The organism is Empedobacter falsenii (genome assembly GCF_013488205.1).
Classification (GTDB): domain Bacteria; phylum Bacteroidota; class Bacteroidia; order Flavobacteriales; family Weeksellaceae; genus Empedobacter; species Empedobacter falsenii_C.
Genome location: NZ_CP040908.1, coordinates 102,927 through 129,203, shown reverse-complemented (window position 1 = coordinate 129,203; position 26,277 = coordinate 102,927). Strand labels below are relative to the sequence as shown.

At 33.0% G+C, this 26,277-nt stretch carries 22 protein-coding genes and 3 tRNA genes; 12 read left to right on the top strand and 13 right to left on the bottom strand.

Annotated features, from left to right (window positions below; translation table 11 throughout):
- Positions 1–36 precede the first annotated feature (36 nt).
- A tRNA-Cys gene (locus FH779_RS00615) sits at positions 37–107 on the top strand.
- 118 nt (positions 108–225) lie between these two features.
- Here the strand turns inward: FH779_RS00615 and FH779_RS00610 are convergent.
- Both FH779_RS00610 and FH779_RS00605 read right to left on the bottom strand, forming a co-directional pair.
- The gene (locus FH779_RS00610; protein WP_180905686.1) at positions 226–2,490 is read right to left on the bottom strand and encodes an aconitate hydratase; all 2,265 of its coding nucleotides are present in this window, start codon (positions 2,488–2,490) and stop codon (positions 226–228) included.
- 203 nt (positions 2,491–2,693) lie between these two features.
- Entirely contained in the window at positions 2,694–5,456 is a 2,763-nt protein-coding gene (locus FH779_RS00605) for a bifunctional aconitate hydratase 2/2-methylisocitrate dehydratase (RefSeq protein ID WP_180905685.1), read from the bottom strand.
- A gap of 718 nt (positions 5,457–6,174) precedes the next feature.
- On the opposite strand from FH779_RS00605, the gene argH reads away from it, so the two are divergent.
- Positions 6,175–7,476: an argininosuccinate lyase gene (gene argH / locus FH779_RS00600; RefSeq protein ID WP_180905684.1), complete on the top strand. Its 1,302-nt coding sequence runs from the start codon at positions 6,175–6,177 to the stop codon at positions 7,474–7,476.
- A gap of 236 nt (positions 7,477–7,712) precedes the next feature.
- The gene (locus FH779_RS00595) at positions 7,713–7,931 is read left to right on the top strand and encodes a hypothetical protein (protein ID WP_180905683.1); all 219 of its coding nucleotides are present in this window, start codon (positions 7,713–7,715) and stop codon (positions 7,929–7,931) included.
- A gap of 75 nt (positions 7,932–8,006) precedes the next feature.
- Here the strand turns inward: FH779_RS00595 and FH779_RS00590 are convergent, their stop codons facing one another.
- Positions 8,007–9,872 carry a GNAT family N-acyltransferase gene (locus tag FH779_RS00590; protein WP_180905682.1) on the bottom strand — a complete coding sequence of 622 codons (1,866 nt, stop codon included), beginning with the start codon at positions 9,870–9,872 and terminating at the stop codon, positions 8,007–8,009.
- A complete protein-coding gene (locus FH779_RS00585) occupies positions 9,873–11,114 on the bottom strand; it encodes an aspartate kinase (RefSeq protein WP_180905681.1) in 1,242 nt (413 codons plus the stop codon). It abuts the gene before it with no gap.
- A 193-nt stretch (positions 11,115–11,307) separates the two neighbouring features.
- Between FH779_RS00585 and fbp the strand changes: the two genes are divergently transcribed.
- A complete protein-coding gene (gene fbp / locus FH779_RS00580; protein ID WP_125349922.1) occupies positions 11,308–12,324 on the top strand; it encodes a class 1 fructose-bisphosphatase in 1,017 nt (338 codons plus the stop codon).
- Positions 12,325–12,396: 72 nt separating this feature from the next.
- Here the strand turns inward: fbp and FH779_RS00575 are convergent, their stop codons facing one another.
- The 5 genes from FH779_RS00575 to FH779_RS00555 form a co-directional block, all read right to left on the bottom strand.
- The gene (locus FH779_RS00575) at positions 12,397–13,887 is read right to left on the bottom strand and encodes an SGNH/GDSL hydrolase family protein (protein ID WP_180905680.1); all 1,491 of its coding nucleotides are present in this window, start codon (positions 13,885–13,887) and stop codon (positions 12,397–12,399) included.
- A 7-nt stretch (positions 13,888–13,894) separates the two neighbouring features.
- Complete coding sequence (locus FH779_RS00570; protein WP_180905679.1) at positions 13,895–15,127, bottom strand: OmpP1/FadL family transporter; 1,233 nt, start codon at positions 15,125–15,127, stop codon at positions 13,895–13,897.
- Between the two features lie 138 nt (positions 15,128–15,265).
- Positions 15,266–16,477, bottom strand: coding sequence for a BaiN/RdsA family NAD(P)/FAD-dependent oxidoreductase (locus FH779_RS00565; protein WP_180905678.1), 1,212 nt, complete (start codon positions 16,475–16,477; stop codon positions 15,266–15,268).
- A gap of 69 nt (positions 16,478–16,546) precedes the next feature.
- The gene (locus FH779_RS00560) at positions 16,547–17,383 is read right to left on the bottom strand and encodes a universal stress protein (protein ID WP_180905677.1); all 837 of its coding nucleotides are present in this window, start codon (positions 17,381–17,383) and stop codon (positions 16,547–16,549) included.
- 105 nt (positions 17,384–17,488) lie between these two features.
- Complete coding sequence (locus tag FH779_RS00555) at positions 17,489–18,316, bottom strand: universal stress protein (protein ID WP_180905676.1); 828 nt, start codon at positions 18,314–18,316, stop codon at positions 17,489–17,491.
- A gap of 165 nt (positions 18,317–18,481) precedes the next feature.
- On the opposite strand from FH779_RS00555, the gene FH779_RS00550 reads away from it, so the two are divergent.
- The 3 genes from FH779_RS00550 to FH779_RS00540 all read left to right on the top strand — a co-directional run bounded on the left by FH779_RS00550 (position 18,482) and on the right by FH779_RS00540 (position 20,738).
- A complete protein-coding gene (locus FH779_RS00550) occupies positions 18,482–18,988 on the top strand; it encodes an acyl-CoA thioesterase (protein ID WP_180905675.1) in 507 nt (168 codons plus the stop codon).
- Between the two features lie 4 nt (positions 18,989–18,992).
- Positions 18,993–20,051: a thiamine-phosphate kinase gene (gene thiL, locus FH779_RS00545; RefSeq protein ID WP_180905674.1), complete on the top strand. Its 1,059-nt coding sequence runs from the start codon at positions 18,993–18,995 to the stop codon at positions 20,049–20,051.
- A gap of 117 nt (positions 20,052–20,168) precedes the next feature.
- Complete coding sequence (locus FH779_RS00540; protein WP_180905673.1) at positions 20,169–20,738, top strand: hypothetical protein; 570 nt, start codon at positions 20,169–20,171, stop codon at positions 20,736–20,738.
- A gap of 77 nt (positions 20,739–20,815) precedes the next feature.
- On the opposite strand, the gene rpmA is transcribed toward FH779_RS00540, so the two are convergent.
- Both rpmA and rplU read right to left on the bottom strand, forming a co-directional pair.
- On the bottom strand, positions 20,816–21,073 hold the full coding sequence (gene rpmA, locus FH779_RS00535) for a 50S ribosomal protein L27 (RefSeq protein ID WP_038334883.1): 258 nt from the start codon (positions 21,071–21,073) through the stop codon (positions 20,816–20,818).
- A 43-nt stretch (positions 21,074–21,116) separates the two neighbouring features.
- Entirely contained in the window at positions 21,117–21,422 is a 306-nt protein-coding gene (gene rplU, locus FH779_RS00530) for a 50S ribosomal protein L21 (protein WP_038334878.1), read from the bottom strand.
- 176 nt (positions 21,423–21,598) lie between these two features.
- On the opposite strand from rplU, the gene FH779_RS00525 reads away from it, so the two are divergent.
- The 5 genes from FH779_RS00525 to meaB all read left to right on the top strand — a co-directional run bounded on the left by FH779_RS00525 (position 21,599) and on the right by meaB (position 25,990).
- Positions 21,599–21,838 carry a FeoA family protein gene (locus FH779_RS00525; protein ID WP_038334874.1) on the top strand — a complete coding sequence of 80 codons (240 nt, stop codon included), beginning with the start codon at positions 21,599–21,601 and terminating at the stop codon, positions 21,836–21,838.
- Positions 21,838–23,937 (top strand): ferrous iron transport protein B, encoded by a 2,100-nt coding sequence (gene feoB, locus FH779_RS00520; protein WP_180905672.1) that lies wholly within the window; start codon positions 21,838–21,840, stop codon positions 23,935–23,937. Before FH779_RS00525 ends, feoB begins: the two co-directional genes overlap by 1 nt.
- Positions 23,938–23,941: 4 nt before the next feature.
- Positions 23,942–24,112: a FeoB-associated Cys-rich membrane protein gene (locus FH779_RS00515; RefSeq protein WP_180905671.1), complete on the top strand. Its 171-nt coding sequence runs from the start codon at positions 23,942–23,944 to the stop codon at positions 24,110–24,112.
- A gap of 125 nt (positions 24,113–24,237) precedes the next feature.
- Positions 24,238–24,852 carry a helix-turn-helix domain-containing protein gene (locus tag FH779_RS00510; protein WP_180905670.1) on the top strand — a complete coding sequence of 205 codons (615 nt, stop codon included), beginning with the start codon at positions 24,238–24,240 and terminating at the stop codon, positions 24,850–24,852.
- Between the two features lie 169 nt (positions 24,853–25,021).
- Entirely contained in the window at positions 25,022–25,990 is a 969-nt protein-coding gene (gene meaB, locus FH779_RS00505) for a methylmalonyl Co-A mutase-associated GTPase MeaB (RefSeq protein WP_180905669.1), read from the top strand.
- A gap of 31 nt (positions 25,991–26,021) precedes the next feature.
- On the opposite strand, the gene FH779_RS00500 is transcribed toward meaB, so the two are convergent.
- Together FH779_RS00500 and FH779_RS00495 are read right to left on the bottom strand one after the other, a co-directional pair.
- Positions 26,022–26,095 (bottom strand) — tRNA-Asn (locus FH779_RS00500).
- Between the two features lie 58 nt (positions 26,096–26,153).
- Positions 26,154–26,227 (bottom strand) — tRNA-Asn (locus tag FH779_RS00495).
- Positions 26,228–26,277: the final 50 nt, after the last annotated feature.

Below are 26,277 nucleotides of genomic sequence, written 5' to 3'. Positions count from 1 at the left end.
ATTATTGCTATATTTGCAGTCCAAAAGAACGGGAATGGTTCCTTGACCGAGAGGCTAGGTAGCGGTCTGCAAAACCGTCCACAGCGGTTCGAATCCGCTAGGAACCTCAAAAGCTCTAATCAATTTGATTAGAGCTTCTTTTTATAAAAGAATTATTTACAGAATTCAATAAAAAAAGCCGATGTAGAAATACATCGGCTTTTACTTTTTATGTTGAAATAATTGTTACGCTTGTTGCGCTTTAATTAAATTTAATGCTGATCCAGCTTTGAACCATTCAATTTGTTGTGCATTGTATGTATGATTTGCTACAACTAAATCTTTAGATCCATCTGCATGAACAAACTCGATTGTCAAAGGTTTTCCTGGTGCAAATTCTGTTAAGTCTATAAAGTTGATTGTATCATCTTCTTGTACTTTATCATAATCTGCTTTATCCGCAAATGTCAACGCTAACATTCCTTGCTTTTTAAGATTTGTTTCGTGGATACGTGCAAAAGAACGTACTAATACTGCTACAGCACCTAAATGACGTGGTTGCATTGCCGCATGCTCACGAGAAGAACCTTCTCCGTAGTTTTCGTCACCAACAATTACAGAAGGTACACCTGCCGCTTTATATGCACGTGCAGTGTCTGGAACTGGTCCGTATTCTCCTGTTAATTGATTTTTAACTGAATTTGTTTCTTGATTGAATGCATTTACAGCACCAATCAAAGTATTATTCGAAATATTATCTAAGTGTCCACGGAAACGTAACCAAGGTCCAGCCATAGAAATATGGTCAGTTGTACATTTACCAAATGCTTTTATTAATAATTTAGCACCCAAAATGTTTTCACCATTCCAAGGTTTGAAACCTTCTAATAATTGTAAACGCTCAGAATTTGGATTTACGATCACTTCTACACGAGAACCGTCTTCAACTGGTGCTTGATATCCATTATCTTCGTAAGCATAACCTTTTGTTGGTAATTCCTCTCCTTTTGGAGCATCTAACATTACTTCTTCACCAAATTTATTGATTAATTTATCTGTTAATGGATTAAAATCTAAACGTCCAGAAATTGCAATCGCTGCAACCATTTCAGGAGATGTTACGAAAGCATATGTATTTGGATTTCCGTCCGCACGTTTTTTGAAGTTACGGTTGAATGAGTGAACGATTGTATTTTTTTCTTCTTTATCCGCTCCTTCACGATCCCATTGACCAATACAAGGTCCACAAGCATTTGTAAAGATAACTGCATCTAAATCCTCGAAAGTTTTTAATAAACCATCACGATCGGCTGTATAACGAACTACCTCAGAACCTGGGTTAATTCCGAAAGATGATTTTGCTTCTAAACCTTTGTCTAAAGCTTGTTGCGCAATCGAAGCAGCACGCGTCAAATCTTCGTAAGAAGAGTTTGTACAAGAACCGATTAATCCCCATTCAACATCTAAAGGCCAACCATTAGCTGCTGCAGTTTCTTTCATTTTAGAAACTGGTGTCATTAAATCTGGCGTAAAAGGACCATTCAAACGAGGCTCTAATTCAGATAAGTTGATTTCAATTAATTGATCATAGAAGTTTTCAGGATTTGCATAAACTTCATCATCAGAACGTAAATAAGATTTGTGAGCATTTGCAGCATCTGCTACATCATTACGATCAGTCGCTCTTAAATATCTTTCTGAAGCATCATCATAAGCGAAGATTGAAGTTGTTGCTCCAATTTCTGCACCCATGTTACAAATTGTTCCTTTACCTGTTGCAGATAAAGACTCAGCTCCTTCTCCAAAATACTCTACAATTGCTCCTGTTCCACCTTTTACAGTTAAACGTCCAGCAACTTCTAAAATAACGTCTTTGGGAGCAGCCCAACCAGATAATTTACCTGTTAATTTAACTCCGATTAATTTTGGCATTTTTAATTCCCAAGCCATTCCAGACATTACGTCAACAGCATCGGCACCACCAACACCAATTGCTACCATTCCTAATCCACCTGCATTTGGCGTATGAGAATCGGTACCAATCATCATTCCTCCTGGAAATGCATAGTTTTCTAATACTACTTGGTGAATAATTCCTGCACCTGGTTTCCAGAATCCAATTCCATATTTATTAGAAACTGATTCTAAGAAATTAAATACTTCTGATGATTTATTGATTGCTTCTTGTAAATCGGTTTTTGCTCCAACTTTAGCTTGAATCAAGTGATCACAGTGAACCGTAGAAGGAACAGCCGTTTTTGTTTTTCCTGCTTGCATAAATTGCAACAAAGCCATTTGAGCAGTTGCATCTTGCATTGCTACACGATCTGGCGCAAAATCTACATAAGATTCTCCTCTTGTATACGCTTGCGTTGGTTTTCCGTCAAACAAGTGAGCATATAAAATTTTTTCTGAGTACGTTAAAGGTCGACCTACGATAGTTTTCGCAGCATCTACACGTTCTTGCATTTTGGCATAAACGCCTTTAATCATATTTATATCAAATGCCATAATAATTGATTTATTTAATTGGTTTTAATTTATCAAAAAACATACCCCAATATACTGAATTATTTAATATTTAACGTGTATAAATGGTTAATAACCTTATTTAAATCAATTCTAACTTATTTATTTGCAAGATTATATATTTATAACAAAAAAAAGGCTAACACCGAAATGTTAGCCTTTAATATATCATTTTCTACGAACGATTAGTTCATTGAAATTGGTTTAAACTTTGTTAAGTTGATACCTTCTACAGCAGCTTTATATTCTTCAATATTAGGAATACGTCCTAAAATCGCTGATAAAACAACTACTGGAGTTGATGCTAATAAAGATTCTCCTTTTTTACCATCTCTATCCTCAACCACACGACCTTGGAATAAACGTGTAGATGTCGCCATTACTGTATCTCCTTTTTCCGCTTTCTCTTGGTTACCCATACATAAGTTACAACCAGGACGCTCTAAGTACATAATGTTTTCGTATTCTGTACGCGCAGTAGATTTTGGCAATAAGTCACTAAACTCAAATCCTGAGTATTTTTGTAACATTTCCCAATCACCTTCTGCTTTCAATTCGTCGATGATGTTGTAAGTAGGCGCCGCAACAACTAAAGGAGCTTTGAACTCAACTTTACCATTCGCTTTTTCTACATTACGTAACATTTGAGAAACGATTTTTAAATCGTCTTTGTGAACCATACAAGATCCTACGAAACCTAAATCTACGTGTTTATCTCCACCATAGTAAGTTAAATCGCGGATTGTATCGTGTGTATAACGTTTAGAAACATCAGCATTGTTTACGTCTGGATCGGCAATCATTGGCTCTTCGATAATATCTAAGTCGATTACTACTTCAGCGTAATATTTAGCATTTGCATCTGGAGTTAAAGCAGGTTTAGCACCCGATTTAATTTCTTCGATACGTTTGTTTGCTTTGTCGATTAATCCTTGTAACACTTGGTTTTTGTTGTCCATTCCTTTCTCGATCATGATTTGGATACGAGATTTCGCAATTTCTAACGATTGGATTAATGTATCATCTTGAGAAATACAGATAGATGCTTTCGCTTTCATTTCTGCAGTCCAGTCTGTAAATGTAAACGCTTGATCCGCTAATAATGTACCGATGTGTACCTCGATGATACGACCTTGGAATACATTCTCACCGTCAAATTGTTTCAACATTTGAGCTTGAGTAGCGTGAACCACATCACGGAAATCCATGTGTTGTTTCATCTCTCCTTTGAATGTTACTTTTACAGATTCTGGAATTGGCATAGAAGCTTCACCAGTTGCTAAAGCTAATGCTACAGTTCCTGAATCGGCACCGAAAGCAACACCTTTAGACATACGTGTGTGCGAGTCACCACCAATGATAATCGCCCATTCGTCGATTGTAATATCATTCAATACTTTGTGGATAACGTCAGTCATTGCATGATACTCACCTTTAGGGTCACGCGCTGTAATTACACCGAAATCATTCATAAATTTCATCAATTTAGGAATATTAGCTTGTGCTTTTTTATCCCAAACTGAAGCTGTGTGACATCCTGATTGATAAGCACCATCTACTGTTGGAGCGATCACTGTAGCAGCCATTGCTTCTAACTCTTGCGATGTCATCAAACCAGTTGTATCTTGAGAACCAACAATGTTTACTTTAACACGAACGTCAGAACCAGCATGTAAAACTTTTCCTGGAGTAGATCCTACTGCATTATTATTGAAGATTTTTTCAACTGCAGTTAAACCTTGACCATCATTTGAAATCTCTTTTGAAGGAGCGAAAACTGCTGGAGCTTCGATACCTAAAGTTTGAGCAGCAAATGTTTGGATTTTTTTACCAAAAACGATTGCGTAAGAACCACCCGCTTTGATAAATTCCATTTTTTGAGGAGTCAATGATCTTGAAATATCAATTAACTCTTGGTCTCCATTGTATAATTTTTGAGTTTTTGTATTGATTGTTAAAACAGTACCTGTAGCAACTGAATAAACTTCTTCTAAAACAGGATCGCCCGCTTCGTTACGAACTACATCACCGTTTGCATCAACTTGTTTTTTCCAGTTTTTCAAATCGATTCCGATACCTCCTGTTACATCAACAGTTGTTAAGAAAATTGGAGAAATTCCGTTTGTACCTGCAACAATTGGCGCAATATTTACGAAAGGAACGTAAGGCGATGCTTGTTTTCCTGTCCATAAAGCCACGTTGTTAACACCTGACATACGAGAAGAACCAACTCCCATTGTACCTTTTTCAGCAATTAACATCACAGAAGCATCAGGATGTTGCGCTTGTAATGCTTTAATTTCCGCTTGAGCAGCTGGCGTAATCATACATTGGCCGTGCAATTCTCTATCAGAACGAGAGTGCGCTTGGTTACCTGGAGATAATAAATCCGTAGAAATATCACCTTCAGCAGCAATGTAAGTAACTACTTTAATTTCTTCTGCAACTGCTGGTAATTCAGTAAAGAACTCTGCTTTTGCATAACTTTCTAAAATATCTTTTGCGATTGCATTTCCTGCTTTAAAAGCATCAGCTAAACGCGCTGTATCTGCATCGTATAAGAAAACTTGTGTTTTAAGAACTTCAGCAGCTTGTTTTGCAATTGCTTCGTCGTTTCCTAAAGCTAAGTCTAAAAGAACCTCGATAGATGGTCCTCCTTTCATGTGAGATAACAATTCGAAAGCATAAGCTGGTGTAATTTCAGCAACTGTAGCTTCTCCTAAAATAATCTCTTTTAAAAATTTTGCTTTTACACCTGCAGCAGAAGTTGTTCCTGGCAATGTGTTATAGATAAAGAATTTAACAGAATCCTCGCGGTATTCGTTGTTAACATCTTTAATTTGATTAATGATTTCACTTAGTAATTCTGCACCATCAATTGGTTTTGGATGTAAACCTTGACCTTTTCTTTCTTCAATCTCGTTAAGATACTCTTGGTAAAGACTCATAATTATCTATCTTTTCTTTTTAATATTAAAGATTGTTTAAAACCAAGCTACTTACACCTGATTTCATCCAATCAAAATGAATTATATAATAACACTTCGCTGTATCGTCACATCTTATGCAAAAATTATTTTCAACAAAAATCATTTTTGGCATAGGCAACCACTGTTATCAGAATACAAACTAAGTATGTAATTTTTTCGGAGGGTAATTTTTAATAATTTAACTCACACAAACTCAACATACATAAGCATTTGAGTCTGAGTTTTATTCTAAAACTTACATTAACAATCATCTAAACAAATACGCGTTTAGCTATAAATTGGTACACAAAATTACGTTTATAGTAAAGATTTTTCATCAAAGAATGATATATTTTAGTTATATTTCAATAATTTAGAATTATTATAAAAAAGGTCTAAATTTCACTTTAACAATGTTTTAAACGTAAATAAATAGAAGTTAAAAATTAAAAGGTTCTTAAAATATCAACTCCATAATTTTTGGGTCATTTTTTTACGAAATTGAATTATTTCGAAATATTAATAAACATTCAATAATCAATCTTTCGAAATGCTATCAATCGTCTAAACATTCTCAAAAAACAATCAAAAATATTCAATATGAATAAATATTTATGATTATTAATAATTATACAACTTTAATGAGATATTATACAACTTTTTACTAACTTTGCGCCCTTAATTCATTATTATAGATATGAAACTTTGGGACAAAGGTTTTACCATTAATGATAAAATCGAAAAATTTACTGTTGGAAAAGACAGAGAATTGGATGCTCATCTTGCAAAATACGATGCTTTAGCGTCGAAAGCTCAGGCAAATATGCTAGCAAAAACAGGTTTGATTACCAATGAAGAAAATGATGATTTGCAAATTGCTTTGGATGAAGTTTTGGTTCTGATTGCGGAAAATAATTTCGAAGTCGACGAAAATTACGAAGATATACATTCAAAAATTGAGGCTTTTTTAATTGAGAAAACTGGCGATGCCGGGAAAAAAATTCACGTTGCGCGTTCTCGAAATGATCAAGTTTTGGTTGCAATTCAACTTTTTGAGAAAGAGTACTTAAAACATACAACAGAGAAAATTGTCAACTTAATTGAGATTTTCCTACAAAAAGCAGACGAATTCAAGAATCATCAATTACCTGGATATACGCATTTTCAGGCGGCAATGCCAAGTAGTTTTGGAATGTGGTTTTCTGCTTATGCAGAAAGTTTGTTGACAGATTTATACTTTTTTGAGGCTGCATATAAAATTTCTGATCAAAATCCTTTGGGCTCAGGTGCAGGTTTCGGAACAAGTTTCCCAATTGACCGTTTACAAACAACGCAAGAATTAGGTTTTTCAGAAATCTTAGTTTCTTCTGTTGGTGCGCAAATGCTTCGTGGAAAAACAGAAAAATCTGTTGCAACAGCTTTGGCAATGATTTGTGGAACATTGTCTAAAATGTCGTATGATTTGGTTCTATATAATTCACAAGATTTAGCTTTTGTGAAGTTGCCAAACGAAATGACAACAGGTTCGTCGATTATGCCGCACAAGAAAAATCCAGATGTTTTTGAGTTAACTCGTGCGCATTGCAATAGAATTCAGGCATTGCCAAATGATATTATGATGACGATTAATAATCTTCCAAGTGGATATCACCGCGATTATCAAATTTTGAAAGAAATATTATTCGAACCAATGATGCAGTTTGATAATATTATTGACATCTTAACATTTGCAATTCCTCAACTTCAGATTAAAGATAACTATATGAATCAGGAAAAATATGATCCGATTTATACAGTTGAAAATATTAATGAAGCGATCAAAAATGGAACACCTTTCCGTGATGCTTACAGAGAAGTTGGTTTATCTGTAGAAAATGGAACATATGTACCACACAAAGAATTTCAGACTTCGCATATCGGAAGTATTCATAATTTGAGGTTGGATTTAATTTCAAATAAAATCGAAAAATTCAAATTAGAAGCACAAGTTTTAAAATAATCATTTAAAATACATCAAAAAATCATCCTCGAATTATAGAATTTGAGGATTTTTTTGTTTTATAAATTTTATAATTTCGGAAAATTTCAACGTTTAAATAATTGTAATTCTATATTTTGTAAAATAAAAAGTGTTTTACAAAATAATTACAATGATTTTTTATTATATCAGGTCAAAATCATTCTAACTTTGACTCATCAAATAACAAACGTTTAATCGATTAAAATTTTAAAAAGATGAAAAAATTTTTCGCAGTAGTTGCAGTAGCAGCTTTATCATTAGGAGCAGTATCTTGTGGAGAGAAAACTGAAGAAGCACCAGTAGAAGAAGCTCCAGCTACAGATTCAGCTACAGCAGTAGTTGATTCAGCAGTAGTTGACTCTGCAGCAGCTCCAGTAGCTGATTCAGCAGCAGTAGCAGCTCCAGCAGCAGATTCTACAGCAGTTGCTCAATAATTAAAGCGAAGCTAAAATATAAATGCGCTCAACTAGGTTGAGCGCATTTTTTTATGTTTTATAATTTGATAAAAACTAAATAATTGTTCCGTCAAATTTTCCTGATTGTATTTTTTTATCAAGTTCTGCTTGAATATCCTCTAAAACAGGACGAACAGTAGATTCTGGAATATCCGAAACTCGAATATACATTAAACCATCAATCGCATCATTAAACTTTGGATCCACATTAAAAGCAATCACTTTTGCATTTTGTTTGATGTATTTTTTAATCAAAACTGGCAAACGCAACATATTTGGTTCAAGCTCATCGATTAATTTATCAAACTTATTCAAATCAGCTTCAGATTCATCAAAAATAAATTCTTTATCTTCCTCTTTCAGCTTAACTTTAAACTCATTTTTTGCTCTCACATACTGCGCTACAGTAGAATCATAATAATGAGATTTCATAAATTCGATCATCAAAGATTTTGAGAAATCAGAAAACTGATTACTAATACTTACTCCTCCAATAATAAATTTCTGATTTGGATTTCTCAACGTTACATGCACAATTCCTCTCCATAATAAGAACAATGGCATCGGCTTTTGTTGATACTCAGCTGAAACGAATGCACGTCCCATTTCAATACATTTCTTGAAGAAAGGATGAATTTCTGGATCAAAATTGAATAATTCATGAACATAAAATCCATTAATTCCATATTTTTCGTATACCTCAGAACCAATTGCCATACGATATGCTCCAACAATTTTATTCGTATCCTTATCCCACAAAAATAAATGGTGATAATGATTATCGAAGCGATCAAGGTCAATTTCATCATTTGTACCTTCACCAATCGCACGGAAAGTTATCTCTCGCAAACGACCAATTTCTCTTAATATATTTGGAATTTGTTGAGCTGTTGAAAAGAAACATTCGTAATTATTATTAGTAAATAATAATGCTTGTTCATCTTTTCGTAAAGTTTCAATATCTTGAATTAATAAGTCTAAAGCAGTTTCCGAAATAATCGGCTTAACCTTTTTGTTAGAAGAAGATAAGCTTGGTAAATTCGGAATTTTCAACTCAATATTCGAAGGGTTTTTCAATACTTGAGTTAAACTTCTTTTTTGTTTGTAATATGACGAAAGCATGTACGTTTTCTTTCTCAAAAACTCAGAATAATCTTCTATAGACACATGCTCGTCTTGTTGTTTTTGTAAAATTGGTTTTCCAATACGAATTTGAATTGGACGTGTTCTTTTCTTCATCATTTCAGCTGGCAACATTGCCGTTTGAAAATCTGGATGAATCTTCGCTACACGGTAAAAAATATTACTATTTCGCGCTCTAAAAAACATTGGAACAACAGGAACTTTTGCTTTTTTGATCAACTTCATCGCTGATTCTTGCCATTCTCTGTCGATAATTTTACTATCTTCATCACGATAAGAAACTTCTCCCGCAGGAAAAATCCCTAAACAACCTCCAGCTCTCAACAACTTTAACGCATCGCGCATTCCTGAAAGGCTACTGTATGCATCTTTACGTGTTTCGAAAGGATTAACTGGAATAATCATCGGTTCTAATGGTTTAATTTTTTGCAATAAAAAATTACCCATCACCTTGAAATCAGGACGAATTTTTGACATAAAATGCATCAAAATAATTCCGTCCAAAGCTCCAAGCGGATGATTAGAAATAATAATAAAAGGTCCTTCTTTTGGAATACGTTTCAAATCTTCTTCATGGATTTCGTAATCCATTCCCAAATCATCAATCAAATAATCCAAAAAAGGTTCGCATTTCAAATGCTTTCCACGATTGTACAAATCGTTTAACTGATCTATACTGAAAACTTTTTTCAATGCCCAAGCTACAGGCTTTCCTAAAACACCAATTTTAGAAAGACCCGAAGCTGAATAGATATCTTGTGTCGTGATTAAACTCATTTAAGCTTTAACAACTATTTGTAATGTTTCGCGCACTGTTTGTCGCAATAATTCTTTTTCTTTTGAAACAACTTTGTCAGAATCTGCATCAAAATGGCGAATTGTGTACAATAAAACATTGTTTTCTTCTTGCACTTTATACTCTTCGTTCATATCTGCAACAAACTTTTCTAAGTTGTCATATTTATCCTCCAAACATAAAGATAGTGAAATTGCTGAATTTTGCATCAAATTTACTTTGATTTGATAATCATATAGTTTATTGAAAATTCCGCTCAATTTATCTTCTGTAATAAAAGAGAAATCTTTACTTGATAAACGAATCAAATGTTGCTCTCTTTTTAGGATAAAACAAGGTACTTTTGGATCTAATGGTTGACCTTTCGCTACCTCTGTTCCTGCTTCTGTAGGATTAATAAATGATTTTACGAAGAAAGGAATTTCTTTTTGTTGAAGCGGCTGTAACGTTTTCGGGTGAATAACAGATGCACCATAATACGCCAACTCTATTGCTTCTTCATAAGAAATATGATTTAACAACTCAGCATTATCAAAATAACGTGGATCAGCATTCAAAACTCCAGGAACATCTTTCCAAATCGTCATGCTATCCGCATTTAAACAATAAGCAAAAATCGCCGCAGAATAATCTGAACCTTCACGCCCTAAAGTTGTTGTGAAAAAGTTTGGATCAGAACCTAAGAAACCTTGGGTAATAAACAAACCTGTGTTTGGTAAACGTTTAATGCTTTCTTCTGTTAATGCCCAATTTACTTTTCCTTCACGATATGTATTATCTGTTTTGATATAATCGCGAACATCTAACCATTCGTTATTAATTTGTATCGAATTAAGATACATACTGATGATTTTTGTCGAGATTAACTCTCCACAACAAACCACTTGATCATACACATAGCTATAATTTGGTGATTTGTTACGTCTTAAAAACGAAACAATATCATCAAAAAATTGCGAAATTTCGTTCGAAACCTCAGCTGGATTATCAAATAATTCTGTCGCTAAAGCAATGTGTTGTTCTTTTACTTCGTTAATTGTTTTTTCGAAATCTTGTTCTTCAAAATAGCGTTTGACTACCTCTTCCAATGCATTTGTTGTCTTGCCCATAGCAGAAACAATGATACATGTATTTTCGTAACCAACAGATTGCAATAAACTCGCAACATTTCTAACGCCGGCTGCATCTTTCACCGAAGCACCACCGAATTTGAAAACTTTCATTTCTATAAAAATTTTTTTTTGTAAATATTTAACTTGCAAATATAACCAAACTACACTTTATATGTTGACCGAATTTAATTAAAATAAAAAATAAATTTGAATGATGATTTTCACGTATTTAGATTAATTTCAAACGTTTGAAATGATATAAAATTGAGTTATTATTCCGATATTTGACCAGCAAAACATAATTATGAATACTAATTCTCATCAAACTCTTGGAGAGTTTATCATAGAAAATCAAGCAGATTTTATTTACTCATCCGGAGAACTATCTAGATTGCTGAGTTCTATTAAGTTAGCGACAAAAGTTGTTAATTATAAAGTAAACAAAGCAGGACTTGTAAATATCTTAGGCGAATTCGGAAATGAAAATGTCCAAGGAGAAAAACAACAAAAATTAGATGTTTTCGCAAACGATACGTTTATCGAAACGTTGTCGCAACGCGAAGTTGTTTGTGGTATTGCTTCGGAAGAAAACGAAGATTTTATCGCGATTCAACCTTCAAAAAATTCAAAAAACAGTAAATATGTTGTATTGATTGATCCACTTGACGGCTCATCAAACATCGACGTAAATGTTTCTGTTGGAACAATTTTCTCTATCTACCACCGTGTTTCTGAACCTGGAACACCTGTTACAAAAGAAGATTTCTTACAACCAGGTAACAAGCAAGTTGCTGCGGGATATGTGATTTACGGTACATCGACAATGTTGGTTTACACAACAGGAAATGGTGTAAATGGATTTACATTAAACCCAGGAATTGGAACGTTTTATTTATCTCATCCAAATATGTGTATTCCAGAAGATGGACATATTTATTCAGTTAACGAAGGTAATTACGTGAAATTCCCTCAAGGAGTTAAAAATTACATCAAATATTGTCAGGCAGATGAAGAAGATCGTCCGTACACTTCTCGTTACATCGGTTCTTTATGTTCAGATTTTCACCGAAACATGTTGAAAGGAGGAATTTATATTTATCCTTCTGGAACAAATAATCCGAACGGAAAATTACGTTTATTATACGAATGTAATCCAATGGCATTTATCGCTGAACAAGCTGGAGGAAAAGCTTCTGACGGTTTCCAACGCATTATGGATATTGAACCTACAGAATTACACCAACGCATTCCTTTCTTTTGCGGATCGAAAAATATGGTCGAAAAAGCAGAAGAATTTTTACGAAATGAAGAATTGAAATAATCATTTCTAAAAAAATATAAATAACGAAAAAATCCGCTCGATGAGCGGATTTTTCGTTATCTAAACATTCAATTAAGGAATTGCAATACCTGGATAATTTCCTGGGTAAACGTGTCTTAAAGTTGAATGATATTTTTGATTAATTGCATCAGCAAACATATTTGCTACAATTGCATATCCAGTCCCTGTTAAGTGAACTCCGTCTAAAGAAAATGCTCCACCAGAAATAAATGCTGTTGTATATGTTTGTCCATAATACTTAATCCCTGAAGCTGAACTTAATTTTTTCATTTCAGAATATGCATCAACTAAAGCCAAATTATATTTTGTAGCTAAGCCAGCAATTGCAGCATTATATTTTGTTACAGCTGCTTCTGCTTTCGCAGTTTCTTTTTCTGTCAAAATAAATTGATCAGGCATTTGAACTTGCGTTCCATATCCTTGTTTGATATACGCTAAAGCTGTAAGTGTAACTAAATCTTTTGGCGTAGCTTGTCTAAAGTTTTTTAGTGCAGCGAATTGTGCTCCGAATTTAGTTAAATCAGTCAAATCTTTATCTACAATCACCAATGCATTTTGAGTAGCTCCCGCCGTAAATGGTTTAATTAAACGTTGATTATACTCAGATTCTGATATTAATCCAGCTTTAAAAACCAATCCTAATCCTCCATTATATTGTGCATATGCAGAATTAAGAGCTGTCACTTGCTGTTCAGTCAATCCAGTAACTGCATTGTAAGGTATTGTAGTGAAATACGGAATAGATGTTACAGAAGGAATATTTGCAATAACTCCTTTTGGTGTTTTTTCAGAACTTGTCATGTCAACAATGATCTTTTCCAATGAACCAGCTACTACTGCGACATTAGAAATATCATTCGTTTTATAATCTGCAGCAGCTAAACTACCAGTTTCATTATGATCTGTACCAACTCCTCCACTAGTTGCATATCCTAATACATCATTATTACCAATCCATAATGAGAAAAATGTAGGTTTTTGTGCAATTGCATCTTTTACAACTGAAGTAGTTGGACTACTTGCAAAACGCACAAAATAAGGATTTGCTTTTCCTAAAGACAATCCTGCTGCATTACCGTAACCTTCTGCTGATAAATGATAAGATTTTGCCCCAGGAACTCCCATATTTTGATAAGGTCCTGCTGTAGAAATATTATCCAATGGCCCTCCTGGAGCTGTTGGCACAGGAGATAAGCCATCTTTTAAAATGTATTTACCATAATATAAGATGTTACCATCATTATCTTTTAAATCTGTAAATCCACCTGTATCATTTGGCATATAAGGAATTTTAAATTCTCCTCCTCCAGCAGCTTTCATCAATCCAGCTAACATGTTTGGGTAAGAATTTTCTTGTCCAGATTTGTACAATGCATTATCTCTATAACCAGAAGTTAACGAGTTACCTAATGCAATATATGTAGAAAAGTTTGCTTCACCTGCTGATACTTTAATATCTTCAATCGGATGTTCGAAATCTTCGCTACAGTTAAACATCGTAGCAGCTAATGCAACTAATACTATTTTATTTAAGTGTTTCATTTTTGTCTTATTTTAGGTTGTACGATACGCCTAAACCAAAGTTTATAGCACGCATTTTAACATCTCCAGAGAAGTTTTGTTGAATATTATCAATATGTCTTTCGTCTCCTTTTACATATGATCCAAATAAATCAATATGAAAACCTGACTCAAATCTAAATCCTAATCCAGCTGAAACTGAATTCAAGTTAGAACTTGGTGTTTCTGATGACCAATAAGCTGATGGAACTGGTGATTTATCATGATAATAACCAACACGTCCAACAATCATCTCGCTGAAAGTATACTCTGCTCCAAAACGGAATAATGTATTGTCTTTCCAGTTTTTCGTAGAAGATGATGTGTAAAAAGTATTAGAAGCATCATTATATAAATTGATATCTAAACTTTTGTAACGTGTCCAGTTTTGCCAAACTACATCTCCAAAAAGTTCTAATTGTGGTAAAACTTTGTACGACATTCCAAATGTAAACTCAGATGGTAACGGTAAAGTTGTATTCCATTTATCTGTATTGAAAGGGACATTAGATGCAATTCCAGAAGGAACATTAGACCATGTAACATCACCTTTATTTGCAGAAACATCTACATTAGAACGGTACGCAATTCCAACTCCAAATTTATCTGTTGGCTTGAACATTGCTCCAACATTAAATCCTAAACCATGAGCATCTTTATCCTCTAATTTAAGTTTAATATCATTTCCAGCAACTGTTTGCACTTTCTCCAATTTAGCTGTTCCGTGTGTATAAATGAAACCTACCCCCAAACTAAACCAATCAGAAAAACGATATGCAACCGTTGGCTGAATATTGAATGCTTTTAAGTCAATATGTGTAATATTTGCTTTGTTTTGCCAATCTTCTGGCCACGTAACCGAACTACCAAAAGGCGTCGTAACACTCAATCCAATTGCTAAATCATCTACAGGCTTGTAACTAACTGCCAAATACATTGGTGTTCCTAATTTACTATCTGTTTCTGCTTTTTGTAACGTCATTGGATCTTGCCATTTTACGTCAGTTTTTACACCAAAACCTCCGACAGCAATACTCAATTTACTATCAACAAAAGCTAAACCTGCAGGATTATAAAACGCAACACTCGCATCGTGAGTTTGTGTTGCAGAAGTCCCTCCCAATGCCGCTTGGCGAACTCCTTGTAAAGCAACTCGGTATCCACCTGCGAATGCAGAAGAAGATAAGCCGATTAATGCTAAGGTTAAGAAAATTTTCTTCATATTTTTTGTTCGTTTTTAATAATTCCTTTAAACAAAAATAACATAATTTTATAATAATGTTATGTTAACATAATAAATCTTGAAAAAATCTTTATTCTTAAGGCTTTCAGCCAGAATAATATTTGTGTAAAATATACACTATTGATAAATTTCTTTGATTTTTTCAGATATAATATATCCTTCAGACCAACACGCCTGAAAATTGAACCCACCTGTTATGGCATCAATATTTAAAACCTCACCGGCCATAAACAATTGTGGGATTTTTTTTGCTTGCATCGAATGAAAATCAATCTCTTTCAAATCGACACCGCCAGCCGTCACAAACTCATCTTTGAACGTACTTTTTCCATTAATTTGGTATTTTCCTTGCGTCAATTCTATTGCAATTGCTTCGATGTGTTTTTTCGATAAATCTGCATAAACCTTGTTTTCATCTATATTACAATAGCTCAGAATACTAAACCAAAAACGCTTCGGAAAATCGAATGGATTATTTTTATGCACATTTTTCTTAGCATCAACTTGTTTTTTATCATTCAAAAATGAAATGATTTCGTCTTTAGATTGATTTACAAAATTGATTTCAGTTTCGAATTTATAATTGCTTTCATTCAATTTTAAAGCACCCCAAGCCGATAATCTCAAAATCGCTGGTCCACTAAATCCCCAATGCGTAATTAGTAACGGACCTTCTTCTTCTAATTTTTGTTGATTGATTTTGACTTCAGCATTATCGAAAGAAATTCCCATCAATCCTTCAATTCGAGGATCTTTGCAATTAAACGTGAATAAAGAAGGAACTGGCTGAATGATTTTTAAACCTAAATTTTTCAAACTTTTCCAAAATTTAGGCGTACTTCCTGTTGTCACAATCACCGTTTCGAAAAAATGTTTTCCTGATTTTGTTGTCAATTCATAACCACCATCAACTTTATTAATTTCTTGCACACCATCTGAGAAATTAAGCTGAACTTTATTTTGATCAACCGCTTTTGTCAAAGCCTCTATAATCGAAAGTGAAGAATCGCTAACTGGAAAAATACGGTTATCGTCTTCTATTTTCAATTCTACTCCGCGCTCATCAAACCAAGCCATTGTATCACCTGGTTGAAACGTGTAAAAAACGCTTAATAATTCCTTTTTTCCGCGTGGATAAAACTCGACCAAATCAAGCGGATCAAAACATGCATGCGTCACATTACATCTTCCTCCACCCGAAATGCGTACTTTTTGAAGCGGTAGATTTGCTTGTTCAAACAATATAGTTTGTTGTCCTACAGTTTTTCCAAGGTTTGCGGCAACAAAATATCCTGCTGCACCACCTCCTACTATGGCTATTTTTTTCACGGGGCAAAGGTAAAGTTTTATTTTTAACAGAATTTTTGACAAAAAAAGGAAATGTTTTCACATTTCCTTTTAAGACTTTTGTTCATGAAAAACGAACAAAGGTGTAATATTTTTATTTGCAATTTTCTTTGTAAATCCTGGCGAAAAAATCTTATCAAAAAATCCTTTATTGCGACTCACAACCGTCAACAAATCAATTTGTTTTTCCTTGATAAAATCCAACACCGCGTTTACAGGATCTGCATCATGATAAATTTCAAAAACAATTGGATCTCCAGCAAACTGATCTTGCCAATCTTTCATTGCTTGTTGATTAAATTTTCCATCTTTCGAAACGTGCATACAATGAATTTTTGCCTGATGACGATTTGCAATTTCAATCAAATACTTTAACGCATCTTTATCTTTTTGATCAAAAACAGTCGTAAAACCAATATTTTTAAATCCTTTGAAAGACATTCCGTGCGGAACACTAAGAATCGGAACTTTCATCGATGTAATCGCATTTATCGTATTCGAACCGAAAAGCATTTTCTCAATTCCTGAATTTCCATCCGTTCCCATCACTACAAAATCAACGCTTTCTTCACCAATAATTTCGCGTAGAATGTATAAGAAATTTCCTTCTTCTAAAATAAATTTGATTGGAATTTCATTCAAACCATTATCATCAGCAATTTGTCTTAGTTGCGGAATATTATCTTTAAAGTTATCGAAACTTCCTAATTCTACCGTTTCATATACATTCTGAATCAATCCAGCACTCAAACTTCCAGTAATCATTGGCAATTCATAAACATGCAACACATAAACTTGTGCATCGATACTTTTTGCAAGATTTAGTGCATATAAGAAGGCGTTATTGGCAGTTTCTGAGAAATCTGTTGGGAACAATATTTTTTTCATCTTTTCGTGTTTTGTACTCAAAAGTTACGAATAATTTCATTTCAACACGAAAAAAGCTCAATCTATTTCTACAGATTGAGCTTTGTATATTCAGTATAAATTATCTTATTCGTGGAAAACAAACAAAGGCACGTTGTGTTGCGTCAAAATTTTCTTTGTAAAACTTGGTGAAAATAATTTCTCGAAGAAGCCTTTGTTACGGCTGACTACTGTCAACAAATCAATTTTTTCTTCTTTGATAAATTCCAAAACTGCATCAACAGATTCATCCGCAGTATAAATAGAAAAATCTACAGGTTCGTCTTTATAATATTCTTTCCAATGATTAAGCGTCGGAATATCATAATTTCCATCTTTCGAAACGTGTAAACAATGCACTTTTGCTTTGTAACGATAAGCGATTTCTGTTAAATAATCTAAGGCTTTGCGGTCTTTATCTTGGAAAATTGTCGTAAATCCGATGTTATTTATTCCTTTGAATTTATAACCATTTGGCACGCTCAATACCGGAATTTTAAGATGTTTGATTGCATTCATCGTATTCGAACCAAAAAGAACTTTATCAAATCCTGTATTTCCAGTCGTTCCCATTACCACAAAATCTACTTTTTCATCTTCGATAAATGTTGGCAACACAAACGAAAGCATTCCTTCTTTTACGAAAAATTTCAAATCAACATTTGCAAAACCATTGTCCTCAGCCATTTTTCTCAAGAACGGAATATGATCTTTTAAATTCTCGAAATTATTTAATTCAATTGTATTATAAACATCTTGCAAAATACCAGCATCGATTCCTCCACTTACCATTGGATACTGAAAAGCGTGCAAAACATACAATTCTGCATTCTGATTTTCGGCTAAATTTAACGCATACAAAAACGCATTATTTGCTGTTTCTGAAAAATCTGTTGGAAATAATATTTTTTTCATAATCTGTCTGTTTAATAGCTTTTTAAAGATACAAAATATTAAATATCTATATTTTAATTTGATGTTAAATCTTATTGTTTTTTATTATTTACGATGATTAAAAATATTATCATTTTCGTGTAAATAGTAATCCGTAACTTTGTACCTTAAATAATTTTTCAATTCATGAATAATAAATATTTTCAAAAAACCATTGTTCGATGGTCAGATTTGGATGCTAATCGCCATTTAGCGAACGCTTCGTATATGAATTTTACAAGTTTTTCACGTATTGCTTTTTTGAGAGATTATGGCATTTCGATGAAAAATTTGGCTGAATATGGAATTGGACCAGCTATTTTGCACGAACAATTTTCCTTTTTTAAGGAAGCAATGGAAGGTGAAGAAATTTATATTTCGGTAGAAATTGGTGGAATGTCGGAAGATGGAATGATTTATCAATTTATTCATAATTTATATAACCAAGATGGTGTACATCTTTGTCATTCTGAATTGACAGGTGTTTGGTTTTCGATGTCGAAAAGAAAAATGCAAGCACCACCAACAGAAATGTTAGAAAATATTAAAAAATCATTTGAAGGACAAACCGTGAAAACAATGTCGAAACAAGATATTATCAATTTACCTTTTCGTTCAGAAAATATAGATCCTTCAATCTTTACTCAAAAATAAAATCATGTTAGAAGATAAAAACGTTTCAAAAACAAGTTTAGCCGAAATTGGAGAATTTGGTTTAATTAATCAAATCAAAGAAGGTTTTCCGATCAAATTAGAAAGTTCTATTAAAGGAATTGGCGACGATGCAGCTGTTCTTGATTACAAAAAAGATAAAATTGTGGTTTCTACTGACATGTTGGTAGAAGGTGTAAATTTTAGCTGGTCGTACATGCCTTTGCGTCACTTGGGTTATAAAGCGGTTGTGACGGCAATTAGTGATATTTTGGCGATGAATGCTATTCCAAAACAATTGTTGGTTTCGATGGCAATTTCGAATCGTTTTACGATAGAAGCTGTGGACGAAATTTACAACGGAATGAAATACGCTTGCGACAAATACAATATTGATATTGTAGGCGGCGATACAACTTCTTCTGTTAGCGGACTTGTTTTGAGCATGACGGCGATTGGCTCTGCTCCAGAAAAAGATTTGGCTTATAGAAATGGTGCAAAAGAAAATGATTTGGTTGTACTTTCTGGTGATTTAGGTGCTTCTTTTCTTGGTTTGCAAGTATTAGAACGCGAAGCACAAGTATCAAAAGTAAACCCTAATAATCAACCAGATTTCGAAAACTATTCATATTTAATTGAACGTCAATTAAAACCAGAAGCTCGTTTGGATATTATCAATCTTTTGAAAGAATTGAAAGTTAAACCAACTTCTATGATTGATATTTCGGACGGATTATCTTCTGAAATTATTCATCTCTCGAAAGAAAGTGGTGTTGGAATTAATATTTACGAAGAAAAAATTCCGTTAGATTCTATTGTGATTCGTACAGCCGAAGAGTTCAAAATTAATCCAATAACATGTGCATTAAGTGGTGGAGAAGATTATGAATTGCTGTTTACAATTAATCAAAAAGATTTTGAAAAAATCAAAGGAAATCCGCATTTAACGGTGATTGGTCATGTAACTGGTAAAAACGAAGAAAACTATTTGATTACACGCGGAAGCGAACAAATGGTTCCATTAACAGCACAAGGTTGGGGAGTTGAAACGGAAGACGAAGAGTAGTTTTAGACTGAATTTATTTCAGTTTCTCATCAAATATAAAATCAAAAAAGCATTCAAGGAATTGAGTGCTTTTTTGGTTGAAATAAGTTGTATTTTAGTTCTATTAATTAACTAGTTATGAAATACTTTTTACTTTCATTTATTCTATTTTTTTGTTCATGTTCATCAACATTCAATTCTGTTTATAAAGACAAACAACTTCAAAAAACGATAGATGTATTTATTGAATTAGGCGAAAAAGATTCTAAAAACAACAAAATGGATAAATTTTTATTAATGAAGCTTTCTAAAACAGATCCAGAAAAAGAAATATATTTTTCAAATTTTGGTATAGAAGTTATGTTTTATGAGAAAAAACTTCCTTTTATTATTCCTCCCCATGAGTATTCTCAATTTGAGTATAAAGGTTATTCTATTATAATTATTGACTCTAATCACATTAATTTTAAAAAATATTCATTTTTAAAACCTGTTAAATCAGAAGAATTAAAGACTTTAGATTCTGAGAATATGTTTTCATATAATCCAACAACTTTTGCAATATTTTTTGATAAAAAAGGAGTTATACAGTTTATTGATCCAATGTACAGAAGAAAATCTCTTCGAGAAATGTTACTTAAACAAAATATAAAAATTAATCTTAAATCAAAAGATGTATATAACGAAAACGCTATAGGGATTGATTAGTTTTTAAGAACAAAAAAAGCTCGAACCAATAAGTTCGAGCTTTTATATTGTTAGCATTTTCGCTGTCGAATTATCAATTAAGATAATGGTTCAACTGAAACGTAAGATCTATCGTTACGTTTTTTAGTGAAAACTACTTTTCCGTCAATTAAAGCGAATAATGTGTGATCTTTACCGATTCCTACATTATCACCAGGATGATGTTGAGTACCTCTTTGACGAACAATAATGTTACCAGCGATTGCTGCTTGTCCACCAAAAATTTTAACACCTAAACGTTTCGAATGTGATTCACGACCATTTTTCGAACTTCCGACCCCTTTCTTATGTGCCATTTCGTTTTGTTTTTAAGAGTTAATAATTAATCTCAGCTCAATCTTAACCGATTGAAGCTACTTCAATTTTAGTGAATTGTTGACGATGACCGTTAGACTTTTGGTAACCTTTTCTTCTTTTCTTTTTGAAAACGATTACTTTGTCTCCTTTCACGTGTTCAACGATTTTAGCTACTACGGTAACTCCGTCTATAACTGGGGCGCCGACAGTGATTGTTCCGTTATCTGTTAATAAAACACGGTCGAATTTTACTTCGTCACCTGCTTCACCAGCTAAACGGTTTACAAACAATTGTTGGTCTTTTTCAACTTTGTATTGAAGCCCTGCTATCTCTACAATTGCGTACATAAATTAATGTTTATAAATGAAAATTGAGTGCAAAGATAATCAAATTTTTGAATTTAGACACTTGAATTCATTGAAATTTAATTAGAAAGATAAAAAAACTATGACATATCTTCTATTTGGATTAATTAAAAATAAATATCTTTGCATATAGTAAAATCATAGATAGATTGGTAGAAATGGTTGAAAATTATTCTTTAAAAGATTTAAAAATTGGTGAACAAGCAGTTGTAACTGGATTTAGTACAGAAGACATACCTGCTAAGTTTTACGAAATGGGCTTTATTCCGGGAACAAGTTTATTGGTAAAAAATAAGGCTCCGTTTGGTGGTCCTATTTGCATTAGTATCATCTCTAACAAGTCTGTTTTAGCTTTAAGAAGAAACGAAGCCGATAAAATTTTGATAACAAAAAAATAATGAATCATTATAAAATTGCCTTAATTGGTAACCCAAATGTTGGTAAAACTTCGTTATTTAATAAATTAACAAATCTTCGTCAAAAAGTTGGGAATTACCCTGGTGTGACGGTAGAAAAACGCGAAGGTAAAATAGAACGAAATGGAAATAAATTCCAAATTACAGATTTTCCCGGAACGTATACAATTTATCCAAGCTCTTTGGATGAAGAAATTGTTTTCAAAACTTTAGGAGACAAAACCAATAACCATTACCCAAATTTGGCGGTTGTTGTTGGTGAACCATCTAATCTAAAACGATCGATTTTGTTGTATCAACAAGTTAGAGATTTAGAAGTTCCTGCGATTTTTGTCATCAATATGAAAGATGAAATCAAAAGCAAGGGACTAAATATTGATTTGAAAAAGTTAGAAGATTTTCTTCAAACAAAAATATACTTAACAAACGCGCGTACAAGCGAAGGAATTGATGAATTGGTAGAAGCTTTTACAAAAGAAGCAACTCCATATAATCGTCATTACGAAATTCCGAAAGAGCATCTTTCTATTCTAGAAAAAATCAAGAATGAATTTAATCTTAAATCTGATTATTTAGCTTGGCAATATCTTTCTCAGAAAGAAGTTCCGTTCGAATCGAAAGAAAATCTAAGTAAATTAGATACAATTAAGAAAGAAAATTCTATTGTTTCGAAACGATTACAAGTTAAAGAAGCATTAGATCGAAATAAAATTTTAGAGGATAAATTAAACGATATTATTTCGTATAATTTTGACGGAAATGAAACCTTAACCGATAAAATTGATAAAACATTAATTCATCCGATTTTTGGATACATCATCTTTTTAGGAATTTTATTATTAATCTTTCAAGCTGTTTATACGTGGTCTGCACCATTAATGACAATGGTCGAAGATTTATTTGGTTGGATCGACGAAAAAGCAATTAGCTTAATTCCCGAAGGACCTATCAACGAAATTATTGGAGGTGCAATAATTCCAGGTATAGAAGGGATTGCCGTTTTCGTTCCGCAAATTGCCATTTTGTTTTTATTCATTTCAATAATGGAAGAAACGGGCTACATGAGTCGCGTGGTTTATTTAATGGACAGATGGTTAAAACCATTCGGTTTAAGTGGAAAAAGTGTCGTTCCATTAATTTCTGGTGTTGCCTGTGCCGTTCCTGCAATCATGTCTGCGCGTAATATCGAAAATGATAAAGAACGTCTATTAACGATACTTGTAACGCCTTTTATGACGTGTTCGGCTCGTTTACCAATTTACATCGTTTTAATTGCTTTGGTTATTCCCGACGAACATATTTTCGGATTAAGTTACCAAGCTTTGGCGTTATTTGTGATGTACATTTTAGGTGTTTTAGGCGCACTAGGAAGTGCTATTTTATTAAATTTAATCATTAAAGCGAAACATAAAAGTTACCTAATTTTAGAAATGCCAACATACAAACTTCCTGATTGGAAAAATGTTGGAATTAATGTTTGGGAAAAAACATTAGGATTTTTAGTTGATGCGGGTAAAATCATATTTGCAATTTCGATTATTCTTTGGGTTTTAGGAACTTTCGGACCTGGAGAACAATTCAAAAATGCAGAAGAAATTGTAACTGCTCATCATCCGAAAATGAATGAAGAAGATTTGGCAAATGAAATTGCTTCTTACAAATTAGAACATTCATATTTAGGGAGATTAGGATCAGTTATAGAACCAGTTGTAGAGCCTTTAGGATACGATTGGAAGATGGGAATTGGTTTAATTTCATCATTCGCAGCGCGTGAAGTTTTTGTCGGAACGATGTCAACAGTTTATAGTTTAGGAGAGGTTGATGTTGAGGACAATGGTCAAAAAGATCGTTTACTTCTTCGTATGAAAAATGAGATTAATCAAAACACAGGAGAACCAGCATACAACCTTGCTACAGGAGTTTCGTTGTTGTTATTTTATGCATTCGCAATGCAATGTATGAGTACAATTGCGATCGTAAAACGAGAAACAAATTCTTGGAAATGGACATTGATTCAGACAGGGTTTATGACAGGTTTAGCATATGTAGTTGCATTCATTGCATATCATTTTTTAAAATAATAGTATGGACAATATTTGGATACAATATATCTTTATCGCTTTCCTTTTTGGATTTGCAGTTTGGTATGTTGTAAAATTAATTAGAAGCTCATTTAGCTCAAAAGGAGGCGGATGCTCAAAAGGCTGTGGTTGTTCTCCAAGCAAAGATGAATTTCAAAAAAAGGCTAACTCTTAAAAGTTAGCCTTTTTTATTTCAAAATTTCGGAGTATTTTTACAATAGTATAATCAGAAAAAAACAAGTATTTTAATGATTATCAATTGGTTTTATTTTATTAATTCGGAATATAAATTTTACAAAAATGGAAACTTGGTTAATCATTTCATTAATAGTTTTAGCTATAATTATCTTAGGATTAATTATTTACTTTGTTTCCAAAAAAACTAAACAATCAACTGAAATTTCTACTGAAGAAATTAATTCTGTAAAAGAAATTAAAGAAATTCCTTCTGAACCAATCAAACAAGAGGTTACAAATAAAATAATTCCTCCAACTCCGCCAACAGAGGTTATCATTGAGGAAAAACCAATGAATAATCTTAGCATTTCATCTAAAACCGAAAATGATTTACTTCGAAAATTAGAATTATTTGAGAAGAATAAAGGCTTTACTAAGAAAGATATTAATCTTGCTTCATTATCAAAACAATTTGAAACGAATACAAAATACCTTTCCGAAATCATTAAAACTCATCGTCAAAAACAATTTAATTCTTATTTGAATGAGTTGAGAGTAAATTACATTGTAAATCGACTTCAAAATGAGCCGAAATACATTAATACGAAAGTAAGCTATTTAGCAAGCGATTGCGGATTTGCTTCTCACAGTACTTTTACGACAACTTTTACTCAAATAATGAACGAATCTCCTTCTGCTTTTATAAAAAGAATTAAAGCGGAACAAAAAAATTCATAATCACGAATTAATAAAGTTTATACAACTGAATTTTAAATAGATATTCATTTATATTCATTTTATTTTTTACACCAATTAATACAAGAGCTATATAAAATAATTTCACAAATCTCGATTGTATTTTTTTATTCTTAATTAAGACTTTATCTTTAATCTAAGATTGTGTCTTATGCGAAAAATTGACCCCGAAATACTTGCTCAAAAAATAAAAGAAGGTGATCGTTTTGCCTTATCAAGAGCTATTACACTTGCCGAAAGCAATCGTTTAGACGATTTAAAATTAGCGCAACATATCATTAGTTTATTACCTGTTTCCATAACGTCAAAAAGAATTGCCATTACTGGAATTCCTGGTGTTGGTAAAAGTACTTTTATCGAATCTCTGGGGAAATATATTCTGAGTAAAGATGAAAAAGTAGCAATTTTAGCTATTGACCCTAGTAGTTCACTTTCCAAAGGAAGTATTTTAGGCGACAAAACACGCATGGAAGACTTATCTCGAGAAGAGAATGCTTATATACGTCCAAGCGCCTCTAACGGCTCTTTAGGCGGTGTTACGTCACGTACATATGAAGCAATTTTATTATGTGAAGCAGCAGGATTTGAAAATATTTTGATTGAAACTGTTGGTGTTGGACAATCTGAGACCTTAGTAAATGAAATTTCAGATCTCTTCCTATTTCTTCAACTTCCGGGTTCTGGAGATGATTTACAAGGAATAAAACGCGGAATTATGGAAATGGCTGATTTGATTTTCGTTAATAAATCAGATTCATTTCAAGAAAAATTAGTGAAAGATGCAAAATTAGACATTGTTCGTTCATTGCAATTTTTACCAACCAAATCTTCTCAATGGAAAAGAAAATCAATTATCGGTTCTGGATTAATCGGAAAAGGAATTCCTGAACTTTGGGAATTGGTCAATGATTATTTCAATTTTATTAATAAAAATAATTATTACGCTTCAAACCGAGAAAAACAACAGCTAAATCAAGCAGAACGCTACACAATTGATTTAGTCAATCAACAATTTTTAAAATTACTTAAGGAGAAACCACTAGAATTGAGCAAAAATTTATCTGCATTCGAAATGGCAAAAGACTGGTTGAATAACCATACTGAAATTGATATAAAATAAAAAAAGACAATCAAATTGATTGTCTTTTTTGCTCCTCCTCTTGGGCTCGAACCAAGGACCCTCTGATTAACAGTCAGATGCTCTAACCAACTGAGCTAAGGAGGAAAATCCGATATTTTAAAATTTTATTTTTATGTCTTTGTTTGACATTTCACTAAAAAAGCTCCTCCTCTTGGGCTCGAACCAAGGACCCTCTGATTAACAGTCAGATGCTCTAACCAACTGAGCTAAGGAGGATTGTTGCTTAATTGTGGGTGCAAATATAGAAGTATTTTTTACACCCACAA